The 26141-nt window shown below is 72.5% G+C and carries 25 protein-coding genes; 11 read left to right on the forward strand and 14 right to left on the reverse strand.

What is annotated here, in order from left to right:
- Positions 1-155: 155 nt before the first annotated feature.
- The 3 genes from AB4Y76_RS17055 to AB4Y76_RS17065 all read left to right on the forward strand — a co-directional run bounded on the left by AB4Y76_RS17055 (position 156) and on the right by AB4Y76_RS17065 (position 4272).
- Positions 156-1880, forward strand: a complete 1725-nt coding sequence (locus AB4Y76_RS17055; RefSeq protein ID WP_441927422.1) for an alpha-glucosidase — start codon at positions 156-158, stop codon at positions 1878-1880.
- A gap of 114 nt (positions 1881-1994) precedes the next feature.
- Complete coding sequence (locus AB4Y76_RS17060) at positions 1995-3098, forward strand: glycosyltransferase family 4 protein (protein WP_441927424.1); 1104 nt, start codon at positions 1995-1997, stop codon at positions 3096-3098.
- A gap of 112 nt (positions 3099-3210) precedes the next feature.
- The gene (locus tag AB4Y76_RS17065) at positions 3211-4272 is read left to right on the forward strand and encodes a fatty acid desaturase family protein (protein ID WP_441927426.1); all 1062 of its coding nucleotides are present in this window, start codon (positions 3211-3213) and stop codon (positions 4270-4272) included.
- On the opposite strand, the gene AB4Y76_RS17070 is transcribed toward AB4Y76_RS17065, so the two are convergent.
- Positions 4273-4494: a hypothetical protein gene (locus AB4Y76_RS17070; protein WP_441927428.1), complete on the reverse strand. Its 222-nt coding sequence runs from the start codon at positions 4492-4494 to the stop codon at positions 4273-4275.
- A 135-nt stretch (positions 4495-4629) separates the two neighbouring features.
- Complete coding sequence (locus AB4Y76_RS17075; protein WP_441927430.1) at positions 4630-5880, reverse strand: PucR family transcriptional regulator; 1251 nt, start codon at positions 5878-5880, stop codon at positions 4630-4632.
- A gap of 158 nt (positions 5881-6038) precedes the next feature.
- On the opposite strand from AB4Y76_RS17075, the gene AB4Y76_RS17080 reads away from it, so the two are divergent.
- From AB4Y76_RS17080 to AB4Y76_RS17095, 4 genes are all read left to right on the forward strand, one after another.
- Entirely contained in the window at positions 6039-7679 is a 1641-nt protein-coding gene (locus AB4Y76_RS17080; protein WP_441927432.1) for a GMC family oxidoreductase, read from the forward strand.
- Entirely contained in the window at positions 7676-9175 is a 1500-nt protein-coding gene (locus tag AB4Y76_RS17085) for an aldehyde dehydrogenase family protein (protein WP_441927434.1), read from the forward strand. Before AB4Y76_RS17080 ends, AB4Y76_RS17085 begins: the two co-directional genes overlap by 4 nt.
- Positions 9176-9305: 130 nt before the next feature.
- Positions 9306-10586, forward strand: coding sequence for an MFS transporter (locus AB4Y76_RS17090; protein WP_441927436.1), 1281 nt, complete (start codon positions 9306-9308; stop codon positions 10584-10586).
- 86 nt (positions 10587-10672) lie between these two features.
- Entirely contained in the window at positions 10673-11410 is a 738-nt protein-coding gene (locus tag AB4Y76_RS17095; protein ID WP_441927438.1) for a hypothetical protein, read from the forward strand.
- Between the two features lie 36 nt (positions 11411-11446).
- Here the strand turns inward: AB4Y76_RS17095 and AB4Y76_RS17100 are convergent, their stop codons facing one another.
- A complete protein-coding gene (locus tag AB4Y76_RS17100; RefSeq protein WP_441927440.1) occupies positions 11447-11761 on the reverse strand; it encodes a PepSY domain-containing protein in 315 nt (104 codons plus the stop codon).
- A gap of 171 nt (positions 11762-11932) precedes the next feature.
- On the opposite strand from AB4Y76_RS17100, the gene AB4Y76_RS17105 reads away from it, so the two are divergent.
- From AB4Y76_RS17105 to AB4Y76_RS17115, 3 genes are read left to right on the forward strand one after another with little or no spacing between them, the layout of a single operon-like run.
- Positions 11933-12622 carry a response regulator transcription factor gene (locus AB4Y76_RS17105; RefSeq protein ID WP_441927442.1) on the forward strand — a complete coding sequence of 230 codons (690 nt, stop codon included), beginning with the start codon at positions 11933-11935 and terminating at the stop codon, positions 12620-12622.
- Entirely contained in the window at positions 12619-13968 is a 1350-nt protein-coding gene (locus tag AB4Y76_RS17110; RefSeq protein WP_441927444.1) for an ATP-binding protein, read from the forward strand. Before AB4Y76_RS17105 ends, AB4Y76_RS17110 begins: the two co-directional genes overlap by 4 nt.
- A gap of 21 nt (positions 13969-13989) precedes the next feature.
- Entirely contained in the window at positions 13990-14454 is a 465-nt protein-coding gene (locus tag AB4Y76_RS17115) for a phage tail protein (protein WP_441927446.1), read from the forward strand.
- Between the two features lie 4 nt (positions 14455-14458).
- Here AB4Y76_RS17115 and AB4Y76_RS17120 read toward each other — a convergent pair whose 3' ends face one another.
- The 4 genes from AB4Y76_RS17120 to AB4Y76_RS17135 form a co-directional block, all read right to left on the reverse strand.
- Positions 14459-17944: an ATP-binding protein gene (locus AB4Y76_RS17120; protein ID WP_441927448.1), complete on the reverse strand. Its 3486-nt coding sequence runs from the start codon at positions 17942-17944 to the stop codon at positions 14459-14461.
- A gap of 2 nt (positions 17945-17946) precedes the next feature.
- Complete coding sequence (locus tag AB4Y76_RS17125) at positions 17947-18657, reverse strand: DUF4194 domain-containing protein (RefSeq protein ID WP_441927450.1); 711 nt, start codon at positions 18655-18657, stop codon at positions 17947-17949.
- Positions 18654-20141, reverse strand: a complete 1488-nt coding sequence (locus AB4Y76_RS17130; protein WP_441927451.1) for a DUF3375 domain-containing protein — start codon at positions 20139-20141, stop codon at positions 18654-18656. The genes AB4Y76_RS17125 and AB4Y76_RS17130 overlap by 4 nt, the downstream gene beginning before the upstream one ends.
- Before the next feature lie 125 nt (positions 20142-20266).
- Positions 20267-20608 carry a UBP-type zinc finger domain-containing protein gene (locus AB4Y76_RS17135; protein ID WP_441927453.1) on the reverse strand — a complete coding sequence of 114 codons (342 nt, stop codon included), beginning with the start codon at positions 20606-20608 and terminating at the stop codon, positions 20267-20269.
- Positions 20609-20676: 68 nt separating this feature from the next.
- On the opposite strand from AB4Y76_RS17135, the gene AB4Y76_RS17140 reads away from it, so the two are divergent.
- Positions 20677-21678: a 5'-3' exonuclease gene (locus AB4Y76_RS17140; protein ID WP_441927454.1), complete on the forward strand. Its 1002-nt coding sequence runs from the start codon at positions 20677-20679 to the stop codon at positions 21676-21678.
- A 21-nt stretch (positions 21679-21699) separates the two neighbouring features.
- Here the strand turns inward: AB4Y76_RS17140 and frdD are convergent, their stop codons facing one another.
- From frdD to AB4Y76_RS17175, 7 genes are all read right to left on the reverse strand, one after another.
- Positions 21700-22050, reverse strand: a complete 351-nt coding sequence (gene frdD, locus AB4Y76_RS17145) for a fumarate reductase subunit FrdD (protein ID WP_441927456.1) — start codon at positions 22048-22050, stop codon at positions 21700-21702.
- The gene (locus AB4Y76_RS17150; RefSeq protein WP_441927458.1) at positions 22047-22436 is read right to left on the reverse strand and encodes a fumarate reductase subunit C; all 390 of its coding nucleotides are present in this window, start codon (positions 22434-22436) and stop codon (positions 22047-22049) included. Before AB4Y76_RS17150 ends, frdD begins: the two co-directional genes overlap by 4 nt.
- Positions 22433-23191: a succinate dehydrogenase/fumarate reductase iron-sulfur subunit gene (locus AB4Y76_RS17155; protein WP_441927460.1), complete on the reverse strand. Its 759-nt coding sequence runs from the start codon at positions 23189-23191 to the stop codon at positions 22433-22435. Before AB4Y76_RS17155 ends, AB4Y76_RS17150 begins: the two co-directional genes overlap by 4 nt.
- A gap of 7 nt (positions 23192-23198) precedes the next feature.
- Positions 23199-24965, reverse strand: a complete 1767-nt coding sequence (gene frdA / locus AB4Y76_RS17160; RefSeq protein WP_441927462.1) for a fumarate reductase (quinol) flavoprotein subunit — start codon at positions 24963-24965, stop codon at positions 23199-23201.
- The gene (locus tag AB4Y76_RS17165; RefSeq protein WP_441927464.1) at positions 24958-25185 is read right to left on the reverse strand and encodes a hypothetical protein; all 228 of its coding nucleotides are present in this window, start codon (positions 25183-25185) and stop codon (positions 24958-24960) included. The genes frdA and AB4Y76_RS17165 overlap by 8 nt, the downstream gene beginning before the upstream one ends.
- A gap of 163 nt (positions 25186-25348) precedes the next feature.
- Complete coding sequence (locus AB4Y76_RS17170; RefSeq protein ID WP_441927466.1) at positions 25349-25594, reverse strand: hypothetical protein; 246 nt, start codon at positions 25592-25594, stop codon at positions 25349-25351.
- 56 nt (positions 25595-25650) lie between these two features.
- Positions 25651-26141, reverse strand: a 491-nt coding sequence (locus tag AB4Y76_RS17175) for a DUF222 domain-containing protein (protein ID WP_441927468.1), incomplete at its 5' end; no start/stop codon positions are given.

The raw sequence follows: 26141 nt of genomic DNA on the forward strand, positions 1-26141 counted from the left end.
GGTGTTCGCCAAGATGGAGGAACCGATGCGGTCAGTTGCCCCCACTGTACGCCGGGAGTCCTCGGGCCCGAGGAGTAGCGTTCGGGGCACCCCTCTCGCGGGAGCCGCCTCGTGCGGGGGCGGGCTCGTCGTACGGGCCCGGGACGGAGGCCCGCGTGGTACTCGACGGCACCTCGCCGCGACCCGCGAGCCGGGACGCGCTCTGGTGGCAGTCGGCAGTGGTCTACCAGGTCTACCCGCGCAGCTTCGCCGACTCCGACGGCGACGGGATCGGCGACCTGCGCGGCGTGCTCGCCCACCTGGACCACATCGCCGGCCTGGGGATCGACGTCGTCTGGCTCTCCCCGGTCTGCCGCTCCCCGCAGGCCGACAACGGCTACGACATCAGCGACTACCAGGACATCGACCCGCTCTTCGGGACCCTGGCGGATCTCGACGCCCTGATCGAGGCCGTCCACGAGCGCGGGATGCGGCTGATCATGGACCTGGTGGTGAACCACACCTCCGACGAGCACCCCTGGTTCGTCGAGTCGCGCCGCGGTCACCTCGGCGGGAAGTCGGACTGGTACTTCTGGCGCGACGCCCGTCCGGGCTCGGTGCCCGGCGAGCCCGGTGCGGAGCCGAACAATTGGGGGGCCGCGTTCGCCGGCTCCGCCTGGGAGTGGTGCCCGGACCGGAACCAGTACTACCTGCACCTGTTCTCGGCGAAGCAGCCGGACCTGAACTGGGAGAACGCCGAGGTCCGCGAAGCCGTGTTCGCGATGATGAACTGGTGGCTCGACCGCGGGGTGGACGGGTTCCGGATGGACGTCATCAACTTCATCTCCAAGGACCCCGCGCTCCCGGACGGCGAGGTCACCGCGACCGGGTACGGCGACGGGATGCCGTACTTCTCCTACGGCCCGCGGGTGCACGCCTACCTGGCCGAGATGCGGCGCCGGGTGTTCGAGCCGCGGCCGGGCACCTACCTGACGGTCGGCGAGATGCCCGGGGTGACCCCGCAGCAGGCCCGCGAGTTCACCGACTCCAAGCGCGGTCAGCTGGACATGGTGTTCCAGTTCGAGCACGTGAGCCTCGACCACGACGGCGACAAGTGGACCCAGCGGACGGTCAGCGTCAACGACCTCCGCGACACCTTGGGCCGGTGGCAGGAGGCGCTGGCCGAGGAGGGCTGGAACAGCCTCTACTGGAACAACCACGACCAGCCCCGGGTGGTGTCGCGGTTCGGCGACGACGAGGGCTGCTGGTTCGGGTCCGCGACGGCGCTGGCCATCGTGCTGCACCTGCACCGGGGGACGCCGTACGTCTACCAGGGCGAGGAGCTCGGCATGACCAACGCCGTCTTCGACGACGTCACCGACTTCCGCGACATCGAGTCCCTCGACTACTACGAGCAGACCGTCGTCCGGAACCAGGGCGACCCGGCGGCGGCCCTCGCCGTCCTGCGGCGGAAGAGCCGCGACAACGCGCGCACCCCGATGCAGTGGACGAGCGGCCCGGGCGCAGGCTTCACCGCGGGCACACCGTGGATCCGGGTGAACCCCAACCACGTCTGGCTCAACGCGGCCGACCAGCGGTCCGACCCCGGCTCGGTCTACCACCTGTACCGGCAGCTGATCGGGCTCCGCCACTCCGAGCCGGCGGTCGCCCGCGGAGACTTCGCCCTGCTCGACGTCGGCAACGAGCACGTGTACGCCTTCCGGCGCCGGCTCGGCAGCCGGGAGATCCGGGTCGTCGCGAACCTCAGCGCCGCCGACGGCACCTTCGGCCGCGACGGCCTCGAGCTCGACCAGGTCCTGCTCGGGAACCGGCCGGCCCGGGAGCGGGAGACCGACCGCCTGGCCCCCTGGGAGGCCCGGGTGTACCTGGTCGGCACCTGACCGGCCTTGCCCGCACCCGTTACGGTCGGGTCAGGACTGCCGCCGCCGGCCGAGCGCGGGCGGGGCAGCGACCCAAGGTGGAGGCGAGTCGATGTCGCAGCCTGATATCACCGGGTGATCTCGTTCGTGTGGGAGGCCGGCCTTCCGCTGCCCGCGGGCACCGGAGGTTCGGAGAACTACACGATCGGCCACGTCCGGGAGCTGAACCGGCGCGGCGTCCCGGCCCGGGTGGTCACGATCGGCCTGGGCACCGCCGACGGGCGCGACGAGTTCGCGGGAGTCCCGTTCCACGCGCTCGGGTCCGTCGCGGAGGTGAGCGAGCTCGACGGCACGGTCGTCTTCGTCACCCAGTTCCCCGACGTCGCGACCCGCGAGCCGGCGTACCAGATCCTGCACGTGCCGCCGCCGCTGCACGCCGGCCGGCACCACGAGGCCAGGGCCCAGACGAGCAACCGGGCGCTGATCGCGACCAGCAGGTTCGCGGCGCGGCTCTGGTCGGACTTCCTCGACGTCGACCTCGCCACGATCGACGTCGTGTACCCGTTCGCCGAACCGTGCTTCGGCGACGAGCAGCGGCTGCCGGCCGATCCCGGGCAGGTCCGGGTCCTGTACGCCGGCCGGCTGAGCCCCGAGAAGGGGATCTACACCCTGCTCGCGATGCTGCACAGCGAGCAGATCACCGCGGACCGGCGGATCAGCATCACCGCCACCACGGCCGGGGAGGACAAGCCCCAGGGCGCCATCATCCGGCTCCTCCTCGACGCCCACCCGGGCGTCCACGTGGTCTCCTCCCGCAAGACCCCCGACGCGATGGCGGCGCTGATGGCGGCCCACGACATCGTGCTGATCCCGTCCAACAGCCAGTACTGGCACGAGACCTTCGGCATCGTCTCGATCGAGGCGCAGCACGCGGGGTGCCGGGTCGTCGCCTCCGACGACGGTGGCCTCCCGGAGACCGACTGCGGCGCTGTCACCCTCGTCGTACCGGACGACGCGGAGGCGCTCGCGACCGGTCTGCAGCGGGCGATCGGCAGCGGCCGCGTCACCGAGCACGAGCGCCGGGTCGCGGCGACCCGGTTCACCGTCGCGGAGTCGGCGAGCGCGCTGCTCGACGTCCTGCACCGGCCTCGCGGCAAGACCCCCGCCGAGGTGGTCACCGAGCTCGAGGCGCTCGTCGAGCTGCCGACCAGCACCCACCCAGCGGTCGCACTGCGGTGAGCATGGACAGCGCGCGCGTCCGGTGCTTCACTCGGAGAAGTGGTTCTCCACCACGTCGCACCATCACCTCCGGACTCCCGGGTGACGCCTCTTCCTGATCAGGAGCGTTGCCGTGCCAGTCCGTCAGAGACCGTCCCACGAGGGGTTCGTCAGCGCGTACACCGACCTCGCGAAGGACGTCCGCGAGGCGGGACTGCTCGGGCGTCGACACCTCTACTACTGGACCGAGATCACCGTCGCGGTGCTCTCGTTCGCCGGGATCTGGGTGGTCTTCGCCGTCCTGGGTGACTCCTGGTTCCAGCTGCTCCTGGCCGGTGCGCTCGGGGTCGTCGTGACCCAGTTCGGCTTCCTCGGACACGACGCTGCTCACCGCCAGATGTTCGACTCCGCAGCCTGGAACGCCTGGACCGCCCGGATCCTGGCGGGCGTCTTCGCCGGCCTGAGCTTCAGCTGGTGGCGGGCCAAGCACTCCCGCCACCACCAGGGCCCGAACCGGGCCGGGTACGACCCCGACATCGCGCCCGGTGCCATCAGCTTCACCCCGGACGTCATCGCGGCCCGGACCGGGCTGTCGGGGTGGCTCGCCCACCGGCAGGGCTGGTTCTTCTTCCCGCTGCTGGCGCTCGAGGGCGCCAACCTGCACGTCTCCAGCGTGCGGGCGACGCTCGACCGGTCCTCGACCGAGCCCTGGCGGCGGCTGGAGGCGTTCCTTGTCGTCACCCGCCTGACGGCGTACGTCGCCGTCCTGGTGTGGTTCCTCCCGCTCGGTCTCGCGGCGGCGTTCCTCGCCACCCAGATGGCCGTCTTCGGGTTCTGCCTCGGCGCGGCCTTCGCCCCGGCCCACAAGGGGATGCCGATCGTGCCCGCCACGATGAAGCTGGACTTCTTCCGCCGCCAGGTGATGGTCTCGCGCAACGTCCACGGCAGTCCGCTGGTCGACTTCGCCCTCGGCGGCCTGAACTACCAGATCGAGCACCACCTGTTCCCGAACATGCCGCGCCCGAACCTGAAACGGGCCCGGCCCCTGGTGCGGGCGCACTGCGAACGAGCCGGGATCCCGTACACCGAGGTCGGGCTCGTGCACTCCTACGCCCTGGTGGTCGGCTACCTCAACAACGTCGGGCTGCGCGCCCGCGATCCCTTCGACTGCCCGCTCGCCGGCCGGTGGCGCTGATCAGGCGGCCAGGGATTCGGCGTACGCCGGCGCCGGGGCGTGCGCCCGGGTGCGCAGCGCGAGGCTCTGCGCCTTGGCGTCGCGGACGGCGACCTGCGCCGGCGACGACCGCGGCGGGCTGATCCGGTCGCCGATCGCGCCGACCGCGATCGCGATCAGCGGGATCCACACCGGGATGAGCATGAATGCGAGCAACGGCAACCCGACGTCGAGCAGCTCCACGGCACACCTCCTGGTTCGGCGAGGTGTGGTCCGGGTCACCTCGCTGTGCTGAACCCGGAGACTGCCAAGCCAGGAGCCGGCTGCCCACGGACATCTGCACGAACCTGGGCAGCGCGGTTGTGACCGGCGTCCAAATCAGCCGGCGACGCCGAACCGCTCCACGCAGCGCAGCGCCAGCCCGATCTCGGTACGCCGCTCGGACAGCGGGTGCCCGATGAGCTCCTCGGCCTGGGCCAGCCGGTACCGGATCGTGTTCTTGTGCACGAAGAGCGCCTGCGCGGTCTGCTCGACGCTGGCGCCGAGGTCGAGGTAGGTCGCCACCGTCTCGCGGACCCGGGCCAGGCCGTCCTCGGCACCGGCCAGGCGGCCGAGCTCGCGGGCGACCAGCGCCCGGGCGCCGGGCTCGTTGGCGGAGACCAGGCACGCCAGCTCCACGTCGGCGTACCGCACCACCGGGCCGCGGGCCGGCACCGCGACGAGGTAGCGCTGGGCGTCGACGGCCTCCCGGTGGCCGGCGCGGAACCCGTCGACGCCCGCCCCGGGCGTGCCGACGGCGACCCGGACGTCGCCGGTGCCGAGCCCCTCGGTGGCCGCCGCGTCGAGCGCCGCGTCGAGGGACGCCAGGTCCGGGCTGGTCCTGGTGGCGCACCAGCACCAGACCTCGCCGCGGCCGGCCGGGATCGTCAGCACCTGCGCGTTCAGTGCGGCCGCGAGCGTCGTGGCCGTCTGGTTGAGCCGCACCTGCACGTCCGCGGCGGTCTCCTGCTCGGACCAGATCACGACACAGGTCTGCGACATCCGCACCGGGTGGTCCAGCAGGGCGGACGCCTCGTCGGCCGACAGCGGCTCCCCGCGCAGCAGCGCGTGCACGGTCTCGGTCCGACGCGCCAGCGCGCCGTGCATGGTCGCCTCGCGCTCGGCGTAGAACACGCCGATCAGCGCCTCGACCGCCTCGTTGATCCAGGTGCCGCCGTGGTCCCACAGGTAGACCAGCACCGCGGTCCGGTCGGGACCGTCCTCGGGCACCTGGGCCACCGTCGCCGTGAAGTACTCCCACACCGCTGCGCCGGCGACCCGGTAGACCTTGAGCAGCACCCCGAGCTCGAGCTGCCGGCGCGCGATCGACAGCGCCAGGTCCACCGCCTGAGGAGGCAGCAGCAGCTCCTGCTTCTCGCGCTCGAGCAGGCTCAGGAACACCTGGAACTGGGCCCGGGTGCTGGCGTGCAGGTCCGCGACGAGGACCGGGTCACCGGCGAGCTCGGGCAGGACCTCCAGGATCGCCGCGTCCACCTGGGCGACGAACGCGTCCACGTTCTCGTCCCGCCCGGCCTCGGCGACGTACGCCTGCACCCACGCGACGAGGGCCGTCCGATCACTCGGGTCCACGCTCCACCTGCTTTCGCCGGACTGGACAAAAGTCCAGTTCTGGGGCGCGAGTCTGACAGAGCCAGCCAAGAGAGGGGAAGGCCTCTTGTGCTGAGATCTGAACCGCCGCGGTGAATGTGCCTGCGGTCACACCACCCGACTCACCTGGGAGGTCCCCCGTGACCCGTCCTGACACCTTCGACTACGTCGTCGTCGGAGCCGGCAGCGCCGGCGCCGTCGTCGCCAGCCGGCTCAGCGAGGATCCCGCCGTCTCGGTGCTGCTCCTCGAGGCCGGCCCGGCCGGCGACGCGCTCGAGATCTCGATGCCCGCGGCCTTCCCGAACCTCTTCCGGACCCGGCGGGACTGGAACTACACCACGGCCCCGCAGCCGGGCCTCGGCGGCCAGCGGGCGTTCTGGCCGCGGATGAAGGCGCTCGGCGGCTGCTCTTCGATGAACGCGATGATGTACGTGCGCGGCGCGCGCGCCGACTTCGACGGCTGGCAGCGCGACTTCGGAGCCGTGGGCTGGGCCTACGACGACGTGCTCCCCTACTTCCTGCGCTCGGAGGACAACACCCGCGGGACCGGCGCCTTCCACGGCGCCGGCGGGCCGCTGCACGTGGAGGACCGCCGCTACACGMACGCGACCACCCGGGCCTGGGTCGAGGCGGCCCGCGAGGCCGGCCTGGCCGCGAACGACGACTTCAACGGCGCGACCCAGCTCGGGGCGGGGCACTACCAGGTCACCTGCCACCGCGGCCGTCGCTGGTCGACCGCCGACGCGTTCCTCGGGGCCGACGCGACCCGGCGGCCGAACCTGACCGTCCGGACCGGCGCCCTGACCACCCGGGTGCTGGTCGAGTCGGGCCGCGCGATCGGCGTCGCCTACCTGGCCGACGGCCAGACCTCGTGCGCCTGGGCCGAGGCCGAGGTGGTGCTCAGCGGCGGCGCGATCAACTCCCCGCAGCTGCTGATGCTGTCCGGGATCGGCCCCGCCGAGCACCTGGCCGAGCACGGGATCGAGGTCGCCGTCGACCTGCCCGGCGTCGGCGCGAACCTGCACGACCACCCGGTCACGCCGATGATGTGGCGGACCACCGAGAAGGACGTCGCCGTCGACCACGTGACTCCGGCCCGGCTGCTGCAGTGGCAGGCGACCGGCCGCGGCCCGCTCTCCTCCAACGTCGGCGAGACCGGCGGCTTCGTCACCACCCGCGGTGGCCTCGAGGGTCCCGACATCCAGTACATCGCCGCGCCGACCGGCTTCTACGACAACGGGCTGCGCGAGCCCGACGGCGCGATGTTCACCACCGGCGTGGTCCTGGTCGACGTGGCCAGCCGCGGCCGGCTCCGGCTGCGCGGCGCCGACCCGCGCTGGAAGCCCGAGCTCGACCCCGCCTACTTCGCCGAGCAGGCCGACCTGGACGCCGTCCGGGCCGGGTGCCGGCAGGCGATGGACATCGCCGCGAAGGCGCCGCTGGCGCGGGTCCTGGGCGAGCCGTTCCTCCGGGCGGGCGACGACGACGCCGCGCTCGACGACGTCATCTCCCGGTGGACGCAGACGCTCTACCACCCGGTCGGCACCTGCGCGATGGGCACGCACGAGGAAGCCGTGGTCGATCCCGAGCTCCGGGTCCGCGGTGTCGACGGCCTGCGCGTCGCGGACGCCTCGGTGATGCCGAAGATCACCCGCGGCAACACCAACGCCCCCTCGATCATGATCGGCGAGAAGGCCGCGGACCTGCTCCGCGGCCGCGCACTGCCCCCGGCCCGCGCCGGGCTCGCCGCCCCCACCCGCACGAAGGAGACGGTCCGATGACCCTGCAGGACACCCTGGCCCCGGCCGGCACCTTCGAGGTGCGCAACCCCGGAACCGGCGACGTCGTCGGCACCTACTCGGTGCACACCGCCGAGGACGTCGCCGCCGCCGTCGAGCGTGCCCGGCTCGCCGCCGACTGGTGGCAGGGCCTCGGGTACGACGAACGACGCCGCCGCCTGGACCGGTTCCGCGGCGTCCTCGCCCGCCGCATCAACCAGCTCGCCGGGGTGATCAGCGAGGAGATGGGCAAGCCGCACGGCGACGCCTACCTCGAGGTCGCCCTGGTGCTCGACCACCTCGCCTGGGCCGGCCGGAACGCCGAGAAGGTGCTCGGCAAGCGGCGTGCACCCGCGGGCCTGCTGAACGCCCACCTCGGCGCCACCGTCGAGTACCAGGCGCTCGGCGTCGTCGGCGTCATCGGCCCGTGGAACTACCCCGTCTTCACGCCGATGGGCTCGATCGTCTACGCCCTCGCGGCCGGCAACACCATCGTGTTCAAGCCGAGCGAGTTCACGCCCGGGGTCGGCGCCTGGCTGGTCGACGCGTTCGCCCAGGTCGTCCCCGAGCAGCCGGTGCTCCAACTGGTCACCGGGGACGGCAGCACCGGCGCCGCGCTCTGCCGGGCGGGCGTCGACAAGATCGCCTTCACCGGCTCCACGGCCACGGCCAAGCGGGTGATGGCGACCTGTGCCGAAACGCTGACCCCCGTCGTCGCCGAGTGCGGCGGCAAGGACGCGCTCCTGGTCGACGAGGACGCCGACCTGCGCGCCGCCGCCGAGGCGGCGGCCTGGGGTGGCATCGCGAACGCCGGCCAGTCCTGCATCGGCGTCGAGCGGATCTACGTGCACGCGAAGGTCCACGACGAGTTCGCCCGGATCCTCGGCGAGGTCGTCGGCGGCCTGCGTGCCGGGTCGGACGCCGGGTCGGACGCCGGCGCCCCGGTCGGCCCGATCACGATGCCCGGCCAGGTCGAGATCATCCGCCGCCACCTCGACGACGCGATCGCCGGCGGCGCCCAGCTGCTGGCCGGGACCGGCGAGATCACCGGGCAGACCGTCCAGCCGGCCGTGCTGGTCGGCGTACCGGACGACTGCAGCGCGGTGACCGAGGAGACCTTCGGGCCGACGCTGGTGCTGCGAGCGGTGCAGGACATGGACGAGGCCGTGGCCCTGACCAACGCCTCCCGCTACCACCTCGGCGCCTCGGTCTTCAGCCGGAGCAACGGCACCGCGATCGCCGACCGGATCCGGTCCGGGATGGTGGCGGTGAACTCGGTGTTCAGCTTCGCGGTCGTGCCGTCGGTCCCGTTCGGCGGCGTCGGCGACTCCGGCTTCGGGCGGATCCACGGCGAGGACGGGCTCCGCGAGTTCTGCTACGCCCACACCGTGGTCCGGCAGCGGTTCCGGCCGCCGCTCCCGCTGATGTCCTTCGGCCGCACGCCCCAGGTCGAGGACCGGCTGGCGAAGATCGTCGCCCTGGTCCACGGCGGCAAGTAGGGGCCCTGGAGGCACCTCGGACCGCCCCGGGGTGGCGTTGGCCACATTTCATCGCATATCGCCCAAAAGGATTTCCCCGCGCCCGGGACCCGTCCGTAGGGTTTCCGACCGTGAAACCCGCGGTCCGTCCATGAGCTCGTTGAAGTCCTTCTGGGCCGCACTCCCCTCCGAGGGCCGGTGGCTGCTGTCCACCGTCGCCGTCTCCACCCTGGGCCGCGGGCTGGTGCTGCCGTTCACCCTGATCTACCTGCACGAGGTGCGCGGGTTCGGGCTCGCCCTCTCCGGCGGCCTGATGGCGCTGATCGCCGCGTCCGCCTTCGTCGTCACCGGGCCGAGCGGCGCCCTCACCGACCGGTACGGCGCACGCGTCGTGATGCTCGGCGGGCAGTGCGCGATGCTGCTCGGCACCGTTCTGCTGGCCTTCGCGACCACGCCGGCCGCGGCCGCGGTCGCGCTGCTCCTCCTCGGCATCAACTTCGGCGCGTCCTGGCCGGCGTTCAGCTCGCTGATCGCGACCGTGACCGAGGGTGAGGTCCGGCAGCAGTACTTCGGTGTGAACTTCGCGCTGACCAACCTCGGCCTCGGCGTCGGAGGTGTGGTCGGCGGCTTGTTCGCCGACGTCGACCGGCCCGGGACGTTCACCGGGATCTACCTCGTCGACGCCGCCTGCGGGCTCATCCCGCTCGCCCTCCTCCTCGGTCCGCTGCGCCACCTCCACGGCCGGGTCCTGCACCCGCCGCGCGACCTCGACGCCGGCCTGGCACCCGGGTACCGCACCATCGTGCGCAGTCGGCCGGTCCGGTGGCTCACGCTGCTGACCTTCGTCGCGACCTTCATCGGCTACGGCCAGTACGAGGCCGGGCTGCCCGGCTTCGCACGCCAGTCCGCCGGGCTGAGCACCGAGGTGATCGGCGTCGCCTTCGCCCTCAACACGTTCGTGATCGTGGCCCTCCAGTTCTCGGTGATGGGCCGGATCCGGGGCCGGCGGCGTACCCGGGTGCTGATGGTGATGGCCGGCGTCTGGGCGGTCGCGTGGCTGGCACTCGGCGCCGGCGCGCTGGCGCCGAGCAGCACCGTCGCGATCGCCGGGATGATGGCGTTCGGCCTCGTCTTCGGGCTCGGCGAGACCCTGCTGCAGCCGACACTGCCGGCGATCAACAACGACCTGGCCGCGGACTACCTGCGCGGCCGCTACAACGCCCTCAACGCCGGGGCCGTCCAGGCCGCCACCGTGGCCGGCCCGGTGGTCTCCGGGGTCCTGCTCGAGCAGGGCGCCGGTCTCGTGCTGATCGTGATGATGGTCCTCGGCTGCGGACTGATCGCGGTGGTGGCGAAGGTGCTCGAGCGGCACCTGCCCGCCGAGGCGAACGGGCGGCCCGCCCCGGTACCGGAGGCTGCGCGCGCGGCCTGATTCGCCGTCCCTTCAGCGTGACTTCAGCGAACGGGGTCCAGTCTCGGGAGGACAGCGCACCGCTGTCACCCGAGGAGGGGATCCCGATGAGGAACACGATCGCCGTCGCTGTCGCAGCCGTCCTCGCCGCCGGGGGCGCCGTCGGCTCCGTCGCGGCCGACACCCACGACAGCGCGCCCGGAGCCAGGTCCCGCCAGGCGGCACCGCCGCCGGGAGACTTCCTGCACCCGCGGCAGAACGCCTACTTCCCGCTCCGGCCCGGCACCGTCTCCCGGTACCGCGGCACCGACGACGGCGACCACTTCCACGAGCAGGTCGTCGTGACGTCCCGGACGAAGGTCGTCCAGGGCGTCCGGACGACGGTCGTGCGGGACGTGCTCCGCCGTGCCGACGGCAGCCTCGCCGAGAGCACCTCGGACTGGTACGCCGCCGACGACCGCGGGAACGTCTGGTACTTCGGCGAGCGCACCGCGACGTACGACGAGGACGGCCACGTGGAGAGCCGCGAGGGCTCCTGGCAGGCAGGCGTCCACGGCGCGACCGCGGGCCTGATCATGCCGAGCAGTCCCGTCCCCACGAAGGCCTACCGGCAGGAGTTCCAGCGCGGCAGCGCCGAGGACCAGGCCTGGATCGTCCAGCGCGGCTTCCGCGTCCACGTCATCGGCCGCACCGCGCGGCAGGCGCTGCGCACGCTGGAGTGGAGCCGGCTCGAGCCGGACGTCGTCTCCGAGAAGGTCTACGCGCCCGGGCTCGGCATCGTCACCGAACGCGACCTCGCGGGCGGCACCGAGTCGTTCACGCTGGTCTCGGTGAAACACCGGTGACCACGGGCGGGGTGCCGACCGCGAGGAGGGCGGAGGTCAGCCGCCGCTGTCGGACTCGATGACGACCACGCCGTAGCTGGCGTCGAGACGGACGTCGACGGTGGACCCGTCCGGCTTCTTCACCTCGACCTCGTAGGTCGCGCCGTTCTCGTGGTCGGTCTCCATGCTGTTGACCGAACCACCACCGGTGGCCTTCAGCGCGGCCGCCTCGGCGGCCCGCTGCTGGGCCGGCGTGTAGTCGTGGCTGGCCGGGCCGTCGTCGTTCCCGCTGGTGGCGACCGCGGCACCGCCCGCGGCGATCCCGACGACGGCGACCGCTCCTGCGATCGCGATCATGGCTCGCTTCTTCATCATTGATCACCTCCTCCCGCTCGCCCCCAGCCTTCCCGTCCACGCCTGAAGCCACCCTGAAGGACGCCCTGAAGGACTCCCTGAAGGACACCCTGAAGGACCACGGCTCCGCGCGACGTCGTGCAGCCGGCGTTCAGTGCGGCTTCAGCCGTGCGGTGGGACGCTCGGAGGGTGCGGATCCTGGTGGTCGAGGACGACAAGCACCTCGCATCGGCCCTGCGACGCGGGCTCGAGGGCGAGGGGTACGCGGTCGACGTCGCCCTGACCGGGCCCGACGGCGCCTGGTTCGCCGAGGAGAACGCCTACGACCTGCTCCTCCTCGACGTCATGCTCCCCGGCCTGGCCGGCGACGAGCTCTGCGCCGACCGCCGGGAGGCCGGCGACTGGACCCCGATCCTGATGCTGACCGCGCGCAGCGGGCCGGAGCAGGAGTCCCGTGCCCTCGACGCCGGCGCCGACGACTTCCTCGCCAAGCCGTTCTCCTTCGTGGTCCTGACCGCCCGGATCCGCGCGCTCCTGCGCCGGGCCCCCGGGGAGCGTCCGACCGTGGTCGAGGTCGGCGACCTGCGCCTCGACCCGGCCCGGCACCAGGTCTGGCGCGGCGAGAAGCCGGTCGCGCTGACACCGCGGCAGTTCGCGATCCTGGAGTTCCTGATGCGCCACGTCGACGAGGTGGTCCCCAAGGCGAAGATCCTCGCGCACGTCTGGGACTTCGCCTACGAGGGCAGCCCCAACATCGTCGAGGTCTACGTGCGGCAGCTGCGCCAGCAGATCGACGAGCCCTTCGGCCGCTGCTCGCTCCAGACGGTCCGGTTGGTCGGGTACCGGATCGTCGACGACCGGGACGGCACGAGCCGATGAGGGCCGCGCTCACGCTGCGGCAGAAGGCGACGCTGATCGGCACCGCCGTCTCCGCCGCGGTGCTCGTCGCCGGCGCCTTCCTGCTGGTGACGACCCTGGAGAACCACCTGGTCTCCTCCACCGACCAGCTCTCGCGCAGCCGGGTGCAGGACCTGCTCGACCTGGCCGGCGGCGGCGACGTGCCGGCGGTGCTGGTCAACATCGACGACAACGGGATGGCCCAGGTGGTCGACGCGCGCGGCGCGGTCCTCGGCGCCTCCGCGAATGTGACCGGCCGACCCGCGGTCTCGCGGCGTACCTCCGCGTCGCCGGCGATGCGGACGCTGACCGGGCCGGACGACCGGGAGCGGGAGCGCTACCGGGTCTGGTACCGCACCGCGAGCACCCCGCGCGGTCCCGTGACGGCGTACGTCGGCAACTCGCTGGAGTCCGCGCACGAGGCGTCCGCCACGCTGAGGCGGGCGCTCTGGGTGGCCGTGCCGCTGGCCGTAGCGGCGATGGGCCTGCTGATCTGGATCCTCCTCGGCCGCGCGCTCGGGAGGCTGGACCGGATCCGGGCCGAGGTCGACCTGATCTCCGACACCAACCTGCACGTCCGCGTCCGCGACGACGGCGTGGCCGACGAGGTCGGCCGGCTCGCGGCGACGATGAACGCGATGCTGGCGCGGCTCGACGACGCGGCCCAGCGCCAGCGCGCGTTCGTCGCCGACGTGTCCCACGACCTGCAGAGCCCGCTGGCCGCCCAGCGGGTGGCGGTCGAGGTCGCGCTCGAGCACGCCGACCGGGTCGACACGGACGTCCTCCGCCACGAGGTCCTCGGGGCGACCTCCGAGATGGAGAGCATGGTCGCCGACCTGCTGGAGCTGGCCGCGGTCGACGCGGGGGTCGAGGCCGCCGCCGAACCCCTCGACCTCGACCACGTCGTCCACGAGGAGGCGGCCCGGTCCCGGGCCGCGACCAGTGTGGTCCTCGACACCGCGAACCTGTCCCCCGCCGCGGCCTTCGCCAACCCGGGCGACGTACGCCGGATCGTGCGCAACCTGCTCGACAACGCGGTCCGGCACGCGCGCGGCCGGGTCGTCCTGCGGGTGGACCAGGACCAGGCGTGGTCCTGGGTCGACGTCATCGACGACGGCCCCGGGATCCCCGACGAGGAGGCCGGCCTGGTCTTCGAGCGCTTCTACCGGGCCGACCCCGCCCGCCGGCGCGGGACAGGCACCGGAACCGGCACCGGTCTCGGGCTGCCGATCGCCCGCGGGCTCGCCCGTCGCGCGGGCGGCGACATCGTCCTGGTCCCGGCCGCGAGCGGGACCCACGTCCGGCTGACCCTGCCGCGACCGGGGTAGCGGTGCCGCTACGGTGGCCCCATGTCCTACGTCGTCGACTTCGCAGAGGTCTCCACCGTCGGTCTGGAGACGTCGCCCGTGCCGGACACGCTCGCCGGGCTGCGCGCCAACGAAGCCCGTTACTTCAAGAACAAGTACGGTCTCGTCTTCACCGTCGAGCCCGCGGACGAGGCGGCCGAGGTCGTCGACCACGTGCACCGCATCCTCGCCGAGGAGCGCGACCTGGTGATCGCGTCGCGCCCGCTGGAGGCGACCGCGTTCGAGGTCGACGGCATCCGGTGGGCCTACGTCTTCTACGAGTCGGGCCTGGCGATCAACGTGCTGTACACGGTCGCCGACGGCGGCAAGCGCGCCGTCGGGTTCAAGCTCTCCGACGGCATGGAGGTCCCCGAGGAGCTCGCCGACCGGTTCAAGTTCGCGCGTCAGAAGTCGAAGCTGGCCGGGACGATCCGCGGCTCGTTCTTCGTCATCAAGGGCACGTACTGAGCCGCTAGGCCGAGGCCGGCTCCGGCTCCGGCACCGGCACCGCGTCGGTGATCGGGACGATCCAGGACTGGTGGGTCACCGGGTTCTTGGTGATCGCCAGCAGCTCGTCCATGTGCGGCTCGAGACCGGTCACCTTGTCCAGCGGGACACCGACGATCAGCTGGAACCCGAGGCCCTTCCAGGCCTCCACGGCCCGGCCGGCGAACTCCGAGTCCGCCTTGACGAAGCCCTCGTCGAGGAAGACCGGCGCGAACCTCGGCCGCGACCGCATCTCGTCGCCGAGGCGGAAGCGCAGCGCGGAGCCGACGATGAACGCGACCAGCTCCTGGCTCTCGCCACCGCTCTTCTCCCCCAGCGTCCGGTACGTCGCCCGGAGCTCGTGGGTCAGCGAGTCGTAGCGCTCGGCGCTGATCTCGACGTGACGGCGTACGTCGAGCAGCCGGTCCCGGTCCGTGGTGACCGAGGGGTCCCCCACCTGGGACGGCTTGCGGAGCTGCTGCATGAACCTGCTGAGCTCGGTGAACCGCTTGTCGAGGTCGGCCTCCGCCAGCTCGGTGGTCGACCCGGCGGCCAGCCTGCGGAGGTCCTTCATGAAGACCTGCACGTGGGCGGGCGCGAGCCGTCGCAGCCGGATCCGGAGGCGGTCGCCCGCGCCGCCGAACTCCAGGCGCCGCAGGATCGCGTTGATCGGCTCCAGCCGGTCCTCGATCTCCTCGACCGAGGCCGCCATCGCGCCGACCAGCGGCACCAGGTCCTGGCCGCTCCACTCGGTGAGCCGGCGGCGCCACTCCGCCCGGCGCTCGGCCAGGCCCTTGCCGCGGATGTCCTCCAGGATGCGTGCGTAGTCCGGGTAGGAGTCCGCGGTCGCGCCCAGGTTCGGCGAGTCCCAGTGGACCTTGTACATCCGGAAGATGCCGGCGAGCTCGTCGTCGGCCCGCTTGATCTCCGCGTCGGCCTCGGCCACCGCGGCGTGCAGCCGCTCGGCCAGGCGCTGGGAGTGCTCGGGGAACCGGTCGAGGTCGTCCGGGTCCGCGGGCGCGACCGCCGCGGCGAGCTCGGCCGTGAGCGCGGCCGCCTGCTCCTCGCTCAGGACGACCTTGCCGGAGGCGAGCATCGCCTCCACCCGGTCGTTGACCAGGTCCTCGGAGTCGATCAGCTCCAGGTGCCGGCTGCTGAGCTCCTTCTGCTGCTGGTCCAGGCCGAACCGCTTCCGGCGCGCCTGCTCGAGCTGCTCGGCGAGCGTGTCGATCTGGGTCTGCAGCACCTGGAGCTCGTTGTCCGCCGCCAGGATGTCGGCCCGGCGCTGCTCCAGCTCACCGATCCTGCGGTCGCTCGCGGCGACGTCCAGGTCGTCGAAGCGGGCCGCGGCGACGGCGTCGTAGGCGACCCGGAGCTGCTCGAGCACCCGGACCTCGCGGTCGAGCTCGGCGATCCGGGCGTCGAACCCGTCGAGCTCGGCGTCGAGGGCGGCCAGCTCGCCGTCGATCTCGGCGAGCGCGTCGGCGTTGGAGAAGCCGATGATGTTCCGGGTGTCGTTGCGCCCGTGCGTGCCGCGGCGACCGTTGCGGGTCTGGCCGGCCACGGTGACGCGGAAGCCACCTCCCGCCAGGCCGTCGGTGGTCTCGACGCAGAGCGCGTTGCGGGCGGGCTCCTCGACGTGGGCCTGCACCCAGCCGGAGAACGGCGACTCCTGGAAGAGCAGCTTGCCGGCGATCCGCTCCGGGTCCGCCGGACCGCGGTCGGGCAGGTGCAGCTCGACGCCCTCGAAGGTCAGCCGGCCGCGCAGCTGCAGGCCGTCGATGGCGGCCGAGAACTGGTCCAGCCGGTCGGCTGGGACCAGCATCACCCGGGCCGATCCACCGAGCACGGTCTCGACCGCGGTGCGCCAGCGCGCCTCCTCCGGGGCGACGTCGATCAGCTCGGCCACGAACGGCAGCTCCTCGACGCCGAGCCCGCTGGCGTGCGCCACCTCGGCGCGCAGCTCGTGCATCCGGGCCGGCATCCGGCCGGCCCGGCTCTCCAGCGAGGCCCGCTCGCGGCGCAGCTCGCTCTGCCGCTGGTTGATCGGGTAGCGGGAGTCGCGGACCGCGTCGCGCTCGGCGGTGAGCCGGGCGAGCTCGGCCGGCCAGCGGTCCATCCAGTGCCGCGCCTCCTGCTGCAGCACCGCGAAGCCGGTGTCGGAGCCGAGCGCCCCCTCGACGTCGACCGTGCCGGACGTGGTCGCGTCGATCAGCGGGAGCAGCCGCTCCTGCAGCTGCGTGCGTCGGCCGAGCCGGTCCTCGCGGACGACGGCCTCCTGCTCCAGGGAGAGCGCCAGCGACTGCAGGGTGGAGCCGCCGGCGGCGCGGTGCGCCTCCTTCGCGGCCTCCAGGTCGGCCAGCAGCGACGCCTCGGCCGACGTCGAGACGGCCAGCGCGTCGGCGTTCGCCTGCCGGGCGTCCCGGTTGCCGGCGACCGCCTCGGAGAGCAGCCGGAGGTGCGTCCGCAGCAGCCACAGCTGGAGCGGCGTCTCCCCGCCCAGCGTCACGCCGTACGAGTCGAGCTCGGCGAGCCGCCGGGTCGCGGCGACGCGCCGCTCGTGGGTGCCGGTGATCGGCTCGAGGAGCTCGAGCTTCTGCTCCTCGGTCCGCATCGCCGAGTGCGCGGTGTCGAGGTCGTCGAAGTGCTCGATCGCCCGGTCCGCGGCGGCGTACGTCGCCGGCCGCTCGAGCACCATGTCCTTGTAGAGCTCGTCGACGCTGCGCACCTGGTTGCCGGCCTGGATCCGGGACAGCAGCCGCAGCGCCTTGGCGCCGTCGCCGTTGGCGCCGATCCCGAGGCGGGCGTGCAGCACGGCCGAGAACTCGGCGTACGTGCGGTGCACCCGGACGCCGGGGAAGAGCTTCTTGAGGGTGTTGGCGTGGAAGCGCTCGGGGACCGCGACCTCGAGGGTGTCGAGCGGGAGCGCGCCCTCGTGCGTGACGAGCTGCATCTGCACCTCGCCGGACCGGGTCGCGCGCCGCGGGACGTAGTAGGTGCGCAGCGCGGTGAACCGGTCGCCGCGGTCGTTGACGAAGGTCATCGCGACGGCGCCCCAGGTGTCCGCGCCCTTGCCGCGCAGCAGCTTCTCCACCGGCCGGCCGGTGCGCGGGTCGTCGACCACGTCGACGGCACCGCGCAGGTAGGAGAGCAGGTTGCGCTGGCCGACCCCGCGGGCCCGGCCGGCGACGGCGTCGTTCGAGGCCCCGTTGAACTTCGTGTCCGAGGGCATCATCAGCGCGGTGTAGGCGTCCAGGACGGTGCTCTTGCCGACACCGGACGCACCGGAGATCAGCGTCGAGTCGCCGCGCAGGCCGACCGTGGTCAGGCCGCCGAACCCGCCCCAGTTGACCAGCTGCAGCAGCGCCGCGCGCCACTGCACGGTGTCGTCGGCGGGGGTCGCGACCACCTGCTGCTCGAAGAGGCCGTCGCCGGTCTCGCCGCTGATCTGCTCGATCTCGTCGATGGACATGGTCATTCCTTCCCGGCGTCGGTGCCGGCGTCGTCGAAGAGATCGGTCTCGTCGGGTTCGGCCGGGGCGCCGGACTCGTTGGCCCGCTGCAGCGCCTCGAGCAGCTCGCGGAGCAGCTCCAGCGGGATCAGCGGCTCGACGGCCTCGCTGATCTCGTAGCGGTCGTCGCCCACCGCGCCGATGAGCAGCCCGGACTTCACGATGCTCACCACCGCGTTGCGGGCGCGCTTCTCGTCGCCGGCCTCGTCGGTGGCGTGCGCCGGGCGGAAGCTGGCGACGTACTCGACGACGTCCTCGCGGTCGACGAACACCCGCGCCTCCCCGCCGGCGAGCCCGGCCCGGAGCCGGTCGCGCAGGTGCACCAGCACCAGCGTCTCCTCGCGGGACCAGGCGGTGTCGTGCAGCAGCGTCGGGAACCGGCTCCCGGTCTCCGAGGTGGCCTGCCGCTTCCAGGCGACCTCCCGGTCACGGTCCACGGCCAGGTCGAGGAAGAGGTCGTTGAGGCGGGAGCGCAGCAGCCGCTCGTGGTCGACCAGGACCTGCCAGTCGCGCGGGTGCGTGCGGGCACTGATGAAACGCTGCTTGAGGAGCGTGACCAGGGCGTGCCGCTGGGCGTACTCCAGGCCGCCCTCGTCGCCCTCGAACAGCGAGACCGAGCCGTCGTCCACGATCTCCACGTCGAGGTCTTCCTCAGGGTGGATGTCGACGCTCATGAACCGGTCTCGCTCTCTCGCAGGTCGGGGTCGGGCAGCAGGGTCCGGGCCACGGCGAAGGTGCGCCGGCTCCCGTCGGGGCGTACGGCGGCGAACGGTTCGACCGTCTCCTCGGCCTCCCAGGCGTGCCCGGCGGCGAGGTGGAGGAGCCCGAAGATCTCGACCGGACGGCGCAGCGACGGCTCCAGCGCGTCGAAGAGCTCGCCGAGCGACCCGGCCGGCAGCAACGAGGCCAGCGTCTGGTCGAGCCGGTCCCGCAGCGCCCCGAGCTGGGGGCCGCCCTGGGCCATCAGCGCGGCGAGCGAGACGGCGGGCTCGACCTCGTCGGACCGGCTGATCGGCTCCGGGAGCGCATCGTCGGCCGGGTCGTAGAAGCGCTCGCGGAGGTGGTCGACGCTGGTCCGGGCCGGGAGCAGCGGCAGGTCGTGCGAGGCCCGCGGGCCCGTGTTCGCCATCCAGGTCATCAGCTCGGCCTCGACCTGGCGCAGGGTCTGCTCGAGCTCGCGGTCGCGGGCGGCGTCGTGGGAGACGATGTACTCCCGCAGCGTCGCGGTCACCCGGGAGCGCTGGGCCAGGACGCGGTCCAGGCCGTCGCGGACCAGGCGCACGGTGCCGCGCAGCTCGGCCCGGTCGGCCTCGTTGACGATGCCGTCGGCGAGCGGGTGGTCCAGCAGCGCGGCGAGGTCCTCGCGGAGCTGGGTGACCAGGCCGTCGTCGCGCAGCAGCGTGAACGCGCCCTCGAACGCCCGGCCCTCGTGGGTCGCGGTCATCAGCGTGTCCGCCCGGTTCAGGTAGTCGTCGATCACCTCGCCCGCCGGGCGGTCCTCGGCCCGGAAGGCGGCCAGGATCTCGCCGCGGATGGTGACGAACCGCTCCTCGACCCGGGCGAAGTCGCTGGGCAGCGCCGAGATCAGCGAGAGCAGCTCGGCGAAGCCCTCGCGCATGTAGTCCTCGGTCGCGCTCACCAGGTCCGCTCCGTCGACGAGCCGGTCGCGCTCGGCCTGCAGCCGGGCGATCTCCTCGTTGAGGATCGTGACCCGGGCGCTCCGGTCCGGGTTGGCCTCGGAGTTGAACCGGCGCACCGTGCCCAGGATGGTGGCGATCCGGTGCTCGCTCAGCGCGGCCCGGTCGCGGGCGAGGTTCTTGACCAGCTCGAGCGCCTGCTGGGCGTGCGAGGTCAGCGTGTAGACCTCCTGCCCGCTCTCGTCCAGCGAGCGCACCAGCCACTGCCCGCGCATCCACCGCTGGCAGATGTCCCGCCCGGTCCCGCTGGGTACGTCGCTCTCCCCCGCGGCCCGCACCGCGGCGAGGTGCTCCTCGACCTGGGTGTGCAGCCGCGCGGTCGGGATCGGCCGGTTGTTGCGGCCGAAGGCGGCCCGGAAGATCGTGATCACCACCGGCGCCTGGCGCTGGTGCAGCAGCGTCAGGGTCGGCTGGGAGAAGGCGCCCTTGACGCGCGCCAGCTCACCGGCGATCTCGCTCATCCTCGTCTCCCCCTACCGGCCGACCTTCCCGTCCGGCGGGCAAGCATTACAGAGCCGGCCGACACAGCCGGGAGGACTCCCCGGTCCGGGGCCGAGAACTTCGCCCCGGGATGCCGGCGGAGGGTTCAGTGGATCAGTTCCTGCCAGTTCGCCGGCACCCGGTCGGCCGGAGCCGGGACCGGCTGGTCGACGGGGTGGCTGGTCGGCCCGGCGAGCACGAGGCCGCGCACGAAGGAGCCGTCCCGGTAGTCGTAGGCCCAGTCCTCGCCGGGCTCGAAGGTCTGGATCACCGGGTGCCCGGTCGCCCGGAAGTGCGCGGTCGCGTGCTGGGCCGGCGAGGTGTCGCAGCAGCCCACGTGGCCGCACGCGGCGCACCGGCGCAGGTGCACCCACCAGCCGTCGGCGGCCAGGCACTCCTGGCACCCGGTGCCGCTCGGCGCGACCTGCTCGTCGATCTCGTCGGTCATCGCCGACTCTCCCTTCGTCCGTCGCGTGCTCGTCCCACCTTGGCACGTCCTACGATGACCCGACCATCATGAACACCTCCGAAGACCGGCCGCGCAAGCTGCTCCTCACCGTCGACGCCCCGTCGCTGCTGCACCGCAACCACCACGCGCGGGCGCACACCGGGATCGTCGACCGCTCGGGCCGGCCGGCCTGGGCGCTGCACGGGATGCTCCGCCAGATCATCGAGGCCATCGACGCCTTCGCCCCGGACGCCGTCCTCTTCGGGCTCGACGACCGCACCGCCTCGGAACGCCGCGACTTCTACCCCGACTACAAGGCTGGCCGCGCGGAGAAGGACCCCGCGCTCGTCGACCAGCTCGACCGCGCCGGCGCCCTGCTCGACGCCCTCGGCCTCGCCACGCTCACGCCCCCGGGCCTGGAGGCCGACGACGTCAACGCCTCGGCCGCCACCTGGGCCGACGAGCACGGCTGGAGCTGCGTCATCATCACCTCCGACCGCGACGCCTTCGCGCACATCAGCGACCACACCCAGGTCCTCCGGCTGATCGACGGCGGCATCAGCGCCTCCCCGCTGCTCACCCCGCGGCGGCTGCACGCGATGTACGGCGTCGCCGCCGAGAACTACCTCGAGTACGCCGCACTCCGCGGCGACGCCAGCGACAACCTGCCCGGCGTCTCCGGCATCGGCGAGAAGACCGCCGCCGTCCTGCTGGAGCAGGTCGGGTCCATGCACGCCGTCTGGGCCGACATCGACCAGAACGACGGCCTCGGCGTCGTCGCCACGCTCGATGCCTGGGCCGCGGAGACCGGCGGCCGCCGGATCGGACCGACCGTCCTCCGCAGGCTGACCGCCCCGGGCGCCCGCGAGCGCTACGACTTCAACGTGCGGATCATGTCCGGCCGCGACGACCTCGACCTCGGGCTGACCCCGGACGTGCCCGGCAGTCTCGGCCTCCTCCCCCTGGAGCACGAGCGCGTCGGCCGGGTAGTCAGCTTCCTCGGCGTCGGTGCCACCACGGACCTGGCGATCCGGGTGCTGAGCACCGACCCGGCGTCCGCGGGAAGGTGAGTCCCTGCTGGCCCCCGGGGCTCACTGCTCGGAGGTCAGCAGCACCAGCGCGGTCGCGATGCCGGCCGCGGCGGCGCCGTAGCAGACCACGGCGACGAGCACCCGGTGCTTGATCTGGAGGCCGTCGTACAGGGTGTAGCGGAAGCGGTGCGCGGCGTGCACGAGCATCAGCGCGAACATCCCGAGCAGCACCAGCACCGTCAGCGGGTTGCGCAGCACCGCGTGCAGGTGGTCGTAGGACGGGGCGTCGATCCAGCCGAGCGGGATCGCGAACGCGAACAGCAGCACGAGCACCGGGAGCACGGTCGCCGCGGTCACGCCGCCGGCGCTGAAGGTGAGCCAGACCAGAGGCAGGACGCGCTTCTTGGTCATGAGACCACCAGCCACCAGATCACGGCCGAGACGACCACCAGGCCGGCGTACTGGGCCGCGATCACCGCCGCGGCCGGCACCGGGCGCCCGCCGAGCCGCAGGTCCATCGCCTGCGGCGTGAGGTTGAACCAGGTGATCGTGTGCAGCACCAGGAACGCGGCGGCGACGACGTTGAGCGTCACGATCGCGGGCGAGGCCGCCCAGTCGAGGAAGTCCCGGTACGCCGCCTCGTCGCGCCCGACCGCCTTCACCAGCAGGAGCAGGAACACCACGAACCAGGCCACGAAGATGCTGCTCAGCTCGCGCATCACGAAGACGAAGTAGGTGCGCCTGCGCAGCCACCAGAACACCGGAACCCGCCGGGTGTACGTCGGCAGGGCGGTCATCGCGCACCCCGCGGCAGCACCCACGCCCGCACCGACTCCTGGGCGGCCTTGAGCTTGTAGCGCTGGATCGCGCCCGCAGGGTCGACGTGCTTGGGGCAGACCCGGGTGCACTCCCCGACGAAGGTGCAGCCCCAGACGCCCTCGCGCTCGATCAGCACGTCGAGCCGCTCCCGGGCGCCCTGGTCCCGCGAGTCCAGGTCGTAGCGCTCGGCCAGCGCGATCGCGGCCGGCCCGACGAAGTCCGGGTCCAGCCCGTAGACCGGGCAGGCGGCGTAGCAGAGCATGCAGTTGATGCACATGCTGAACTGCTTGTACGCCTCCAGCTCCTCGGGCGTCTGCAGGTACTCGCCGTCGATCTCGCCGTCCCCGTCCAGCACAGCGTCGTCGTCGCGGATGATCCACGGTTTCACCCGGGGCAGCTTCTCCATGAAGTCGGACATGTCGATCACCAGGTCGCGGATCACCGGGAAGTTGGTCAGCGGCTCGACCCGGACCGGGCCGGGGGCGAAGTCGGTGAGGAAGGTGCCGCAGGTCAACCGCGGCGAGCCCTGGACGTTCATCCCGCAGCTGCCGCAGATGCCCATCCGGCACGACCAGCGGAAGGCGAGCGTCGGGTCGACCTCGTTCTTCACGTGGTTGAGCGCGTCGAGGACGGTCCACTCCTTGCGGAGCGGGACCTCGTACTCCTGCAGGATCGGCGGGGTGCTCCGGTCCGGCCGGTAGCGCATCACCTGCAGGCGGATCGTCTCCGACATCGTGCTCTCACCTCCCGTAGACGCGTTCGCCCGGCGGCCACCGCGTGATCGAGACCGGCAGCTGCTCGACGCGCGGCGGGCCGTCGCCCTCCCGCACGGTCAGCTGGTGGACCAGGAACCGCTCGTCGTCGCGGTCCGGGAAGTCGGTGCGCTGGTGCGCGCCGCGCGACTCCTCGCGGTTGATCCCCGAGGCGAGCATGCACTCGGCGACGTCGAGCATGTTGGCGACCTCGAGCGCCGCCACCAGCTCGGTGTTGAAGGACCGGCTGGTGTCCTGGATCCCGACCGCCCCGACCCGTTCCTGAAGCTCGCGCAGGGCATCGGCGCCCTTCCGCATCGCCTCGCCGGTCCGGTAGATGCCGGCCGCGTCCTCCATCGTGGTCTGCATCCGCTCGCGGATCACCGGGACCGAGTCCTCCGGCAGGCCGTCGGGCATCGCCGCCATCAGCCGGCGGACCCGGGCCACCTCGTCGGCCACCTGGGCGACGACCGCCGGCGAGTCGCCGACCGGTCCGGCCGAGGCGGCGTACGACGCGGCCGCCCGGCCGGCGCGGGCGCCGAAGACCAGGCACTCGGGCAGCGAGTTGGAGCCCAGCCGGTTGGCGCCGTTGATGCTCACGCAGGCGGTCTCGCCGGCGGCGAAGAGGCCCGCCAACGGGGTCGCGCCGTCGATGTCGGTGTGGACGCCGCCCATCATGTAGTGCACCACCGGGCGCACCGGCACCAGCTCGGTCACCGGGTCGATGCGCTCGTACTTCAGGCACAGCTCGCGGACGAACGGGAGCCTGCTCTCGATCAGCTCCTCGCCGAGGTGGCGCAGGTCCAGGTACACGACCGGCCCCCACGGCGAGTCGGCGGTGCGCCCCTTCTCGACCTCGTGCACGAACGCCTGGGAGAGCCGGTCGCGCGGACCGAGCTCCATGCTCCGCATCACCGGAGTCGGCGACGGCGTGCCGAGGTCGTAGTCCTGCAGGTAGCGGTAGCCGTCCTTGTTGAGCAGCCAGCCGCCCTCCGCGCGGGTCGCCTCGGTGATGAGGATGCCGGTGAACGGCAGCCCGGTCGGGTGGTACTGGACGAACTCCATGTCCTTCAGCGGCGCCCCGGCCCGGTACGCCAGGGCCATCCCGTCGCCGGTGTTGATGTTGGCGTTCGTGGTGAACGGGAACACCTTCCCGCAGCCGCCGGTGGCGAGCACGACCGCCTTCGCGCGGATCGTGCGGATCGCGCCGGTGGCGAGCTCGATCGCGACGCAGCCGTGGACCCGGCCGTCGTCGACGAGCAGGCGGGTGACGAACCACTCGTCGTACCGGGTGACGCGCTGGTACTTGAGCGAGGTCTGGAACAGTGCGTGCAGCATGTGGAAGCCGGTCTTGTCCGCGGCGAACCAGGTCCGCATCTTCTTCATCCCGCCGAAGGCGCGGACCGCGATGTGGCCGTCATCGGTGCGGCTCCACGGGCAGCCCCAGTGCTCCAGCTGGAGGAGCTCTCGGGGCGCCTCGGCGACGAACGCCTCGATGGCGTCCTGGTCGCCGAGCCAGTCGCTGCCCGAGACCGTGTCGTAGACGTGCTCCTCCCAGGTGTCGTCCGCAGCGATGAACCCGGCCGCTCCGCCCTCGGCGGAGACCGTGTGGCTGCGCATCGGGTACACCTTGGAGACCACCGCCACGTCGAGGGTGGGGTCGGTCTCGGCGATCGCGATCGCCGCGCGCAGTCCGGCAGCGCCACCGCCGATGAGCACGACATCGTGCGCGCCGGCGGCGTCGCCGTCACTCACCGCGGAACTCCTCGTCGACCAACACCTTGTGCTTGTGGTTCACCACCAGGTGGTGGACGCTCCCGTCGTGGAACTCCTCCCGCGCGGTGCGGCAGCCGCAGGAGAAGGTCACCTGCTCGGTGACCAGGCCCTGGTCGTCCTCGGCGACGCAGCGTTCGCCGTCGTGCTGGTGCCCGCACGGTGCGAGGGTCGCGTCGAACCGGCTGATCGTCGAAGTCACGGCTCACCTCCTGACGTGAGGCTCCGATCACCCGCTGCTGTCCAGGTTCCTCCGCCGGACGCGCGTTGGGAAGCCCCGGCGCTCCTCCTCGGCGATCGGCCTCATCAGCGGCGCGTCGACGGCGGTGGCGCGGCGCAGCTCCAGCACTCAGTCATCCTCCGCTTCAACCACGCAGCGTTCGCCAGCCGAAATGCGCGACGAGTCCGGCCAGCGATCCGAGCGCGCAGCCCACGAACGCTGCCGGGACACCGACTTCGAAGACCGCGAACCACGCCGTCGGCGGGTACGCATGGAGGCCCAGGACCAACCCGGTGACAGCGCCGACCGCACCGAGGAGCAGCCCACCGAGGCACGCCCCGACGCCTACCGCCAGCGGCAGGTCTTTCACCACGTCACGAGGTCGGAGCACGTCACGAGCGTAGCCAGCGAGAGCGGCGATCCGCCCGGCGTCGTGTGCCGCACTGCTCACGTCCGTCGGCTGAAGCTGACCTTGCCGTTCGGGCCGCTCTTCATCTGGAAGCGGGCGTCGTGGGCCAGGGTGTGGTGGCGCGGGCAGAGCAGCCTGCCGTGCTCGATGTCGGTGGGTCCGCCGCGACTCCACGGGATGCCGTGGTGGGCGTGGCACATCCCTGGCGGCCAGTCACATCCTTCGGCGGTGCAGCCGCCGTCCCGTCTGGCCAGGACGATGCGCTGGGCCTCGGTGTGGAAGCGGGTCTTGCGGCCCAGGTCGAGGACCTGGGACTTCGACCCGAGGACGGCCGGGATGATCCCGGCCTCGCAGGCCAGCCTCCGGGCCTCGCCGGCGGTGATCCGGTCCCCGGTGTCCAGGGTCGCAACCGTGTCGGCACCGAGGAGGGCGTCCATCGTCATCGTGACCACGACGGTGGCGGCGATGCCGCCTGCTTTCGGGGCGTCGCGGCGGGTCTCGACGTACTCGATGAACGCCTGGCCCAGGC

This window comes from Marmoricola sp. RAF53 (assembly GCF_052114005.1).
Taxonomy (GTDB): domain Bacteria; phylum Actinomycetota; class Actinomycetes; order Propionibacteriales; family Nocardioidaceae; genus Marmoricola.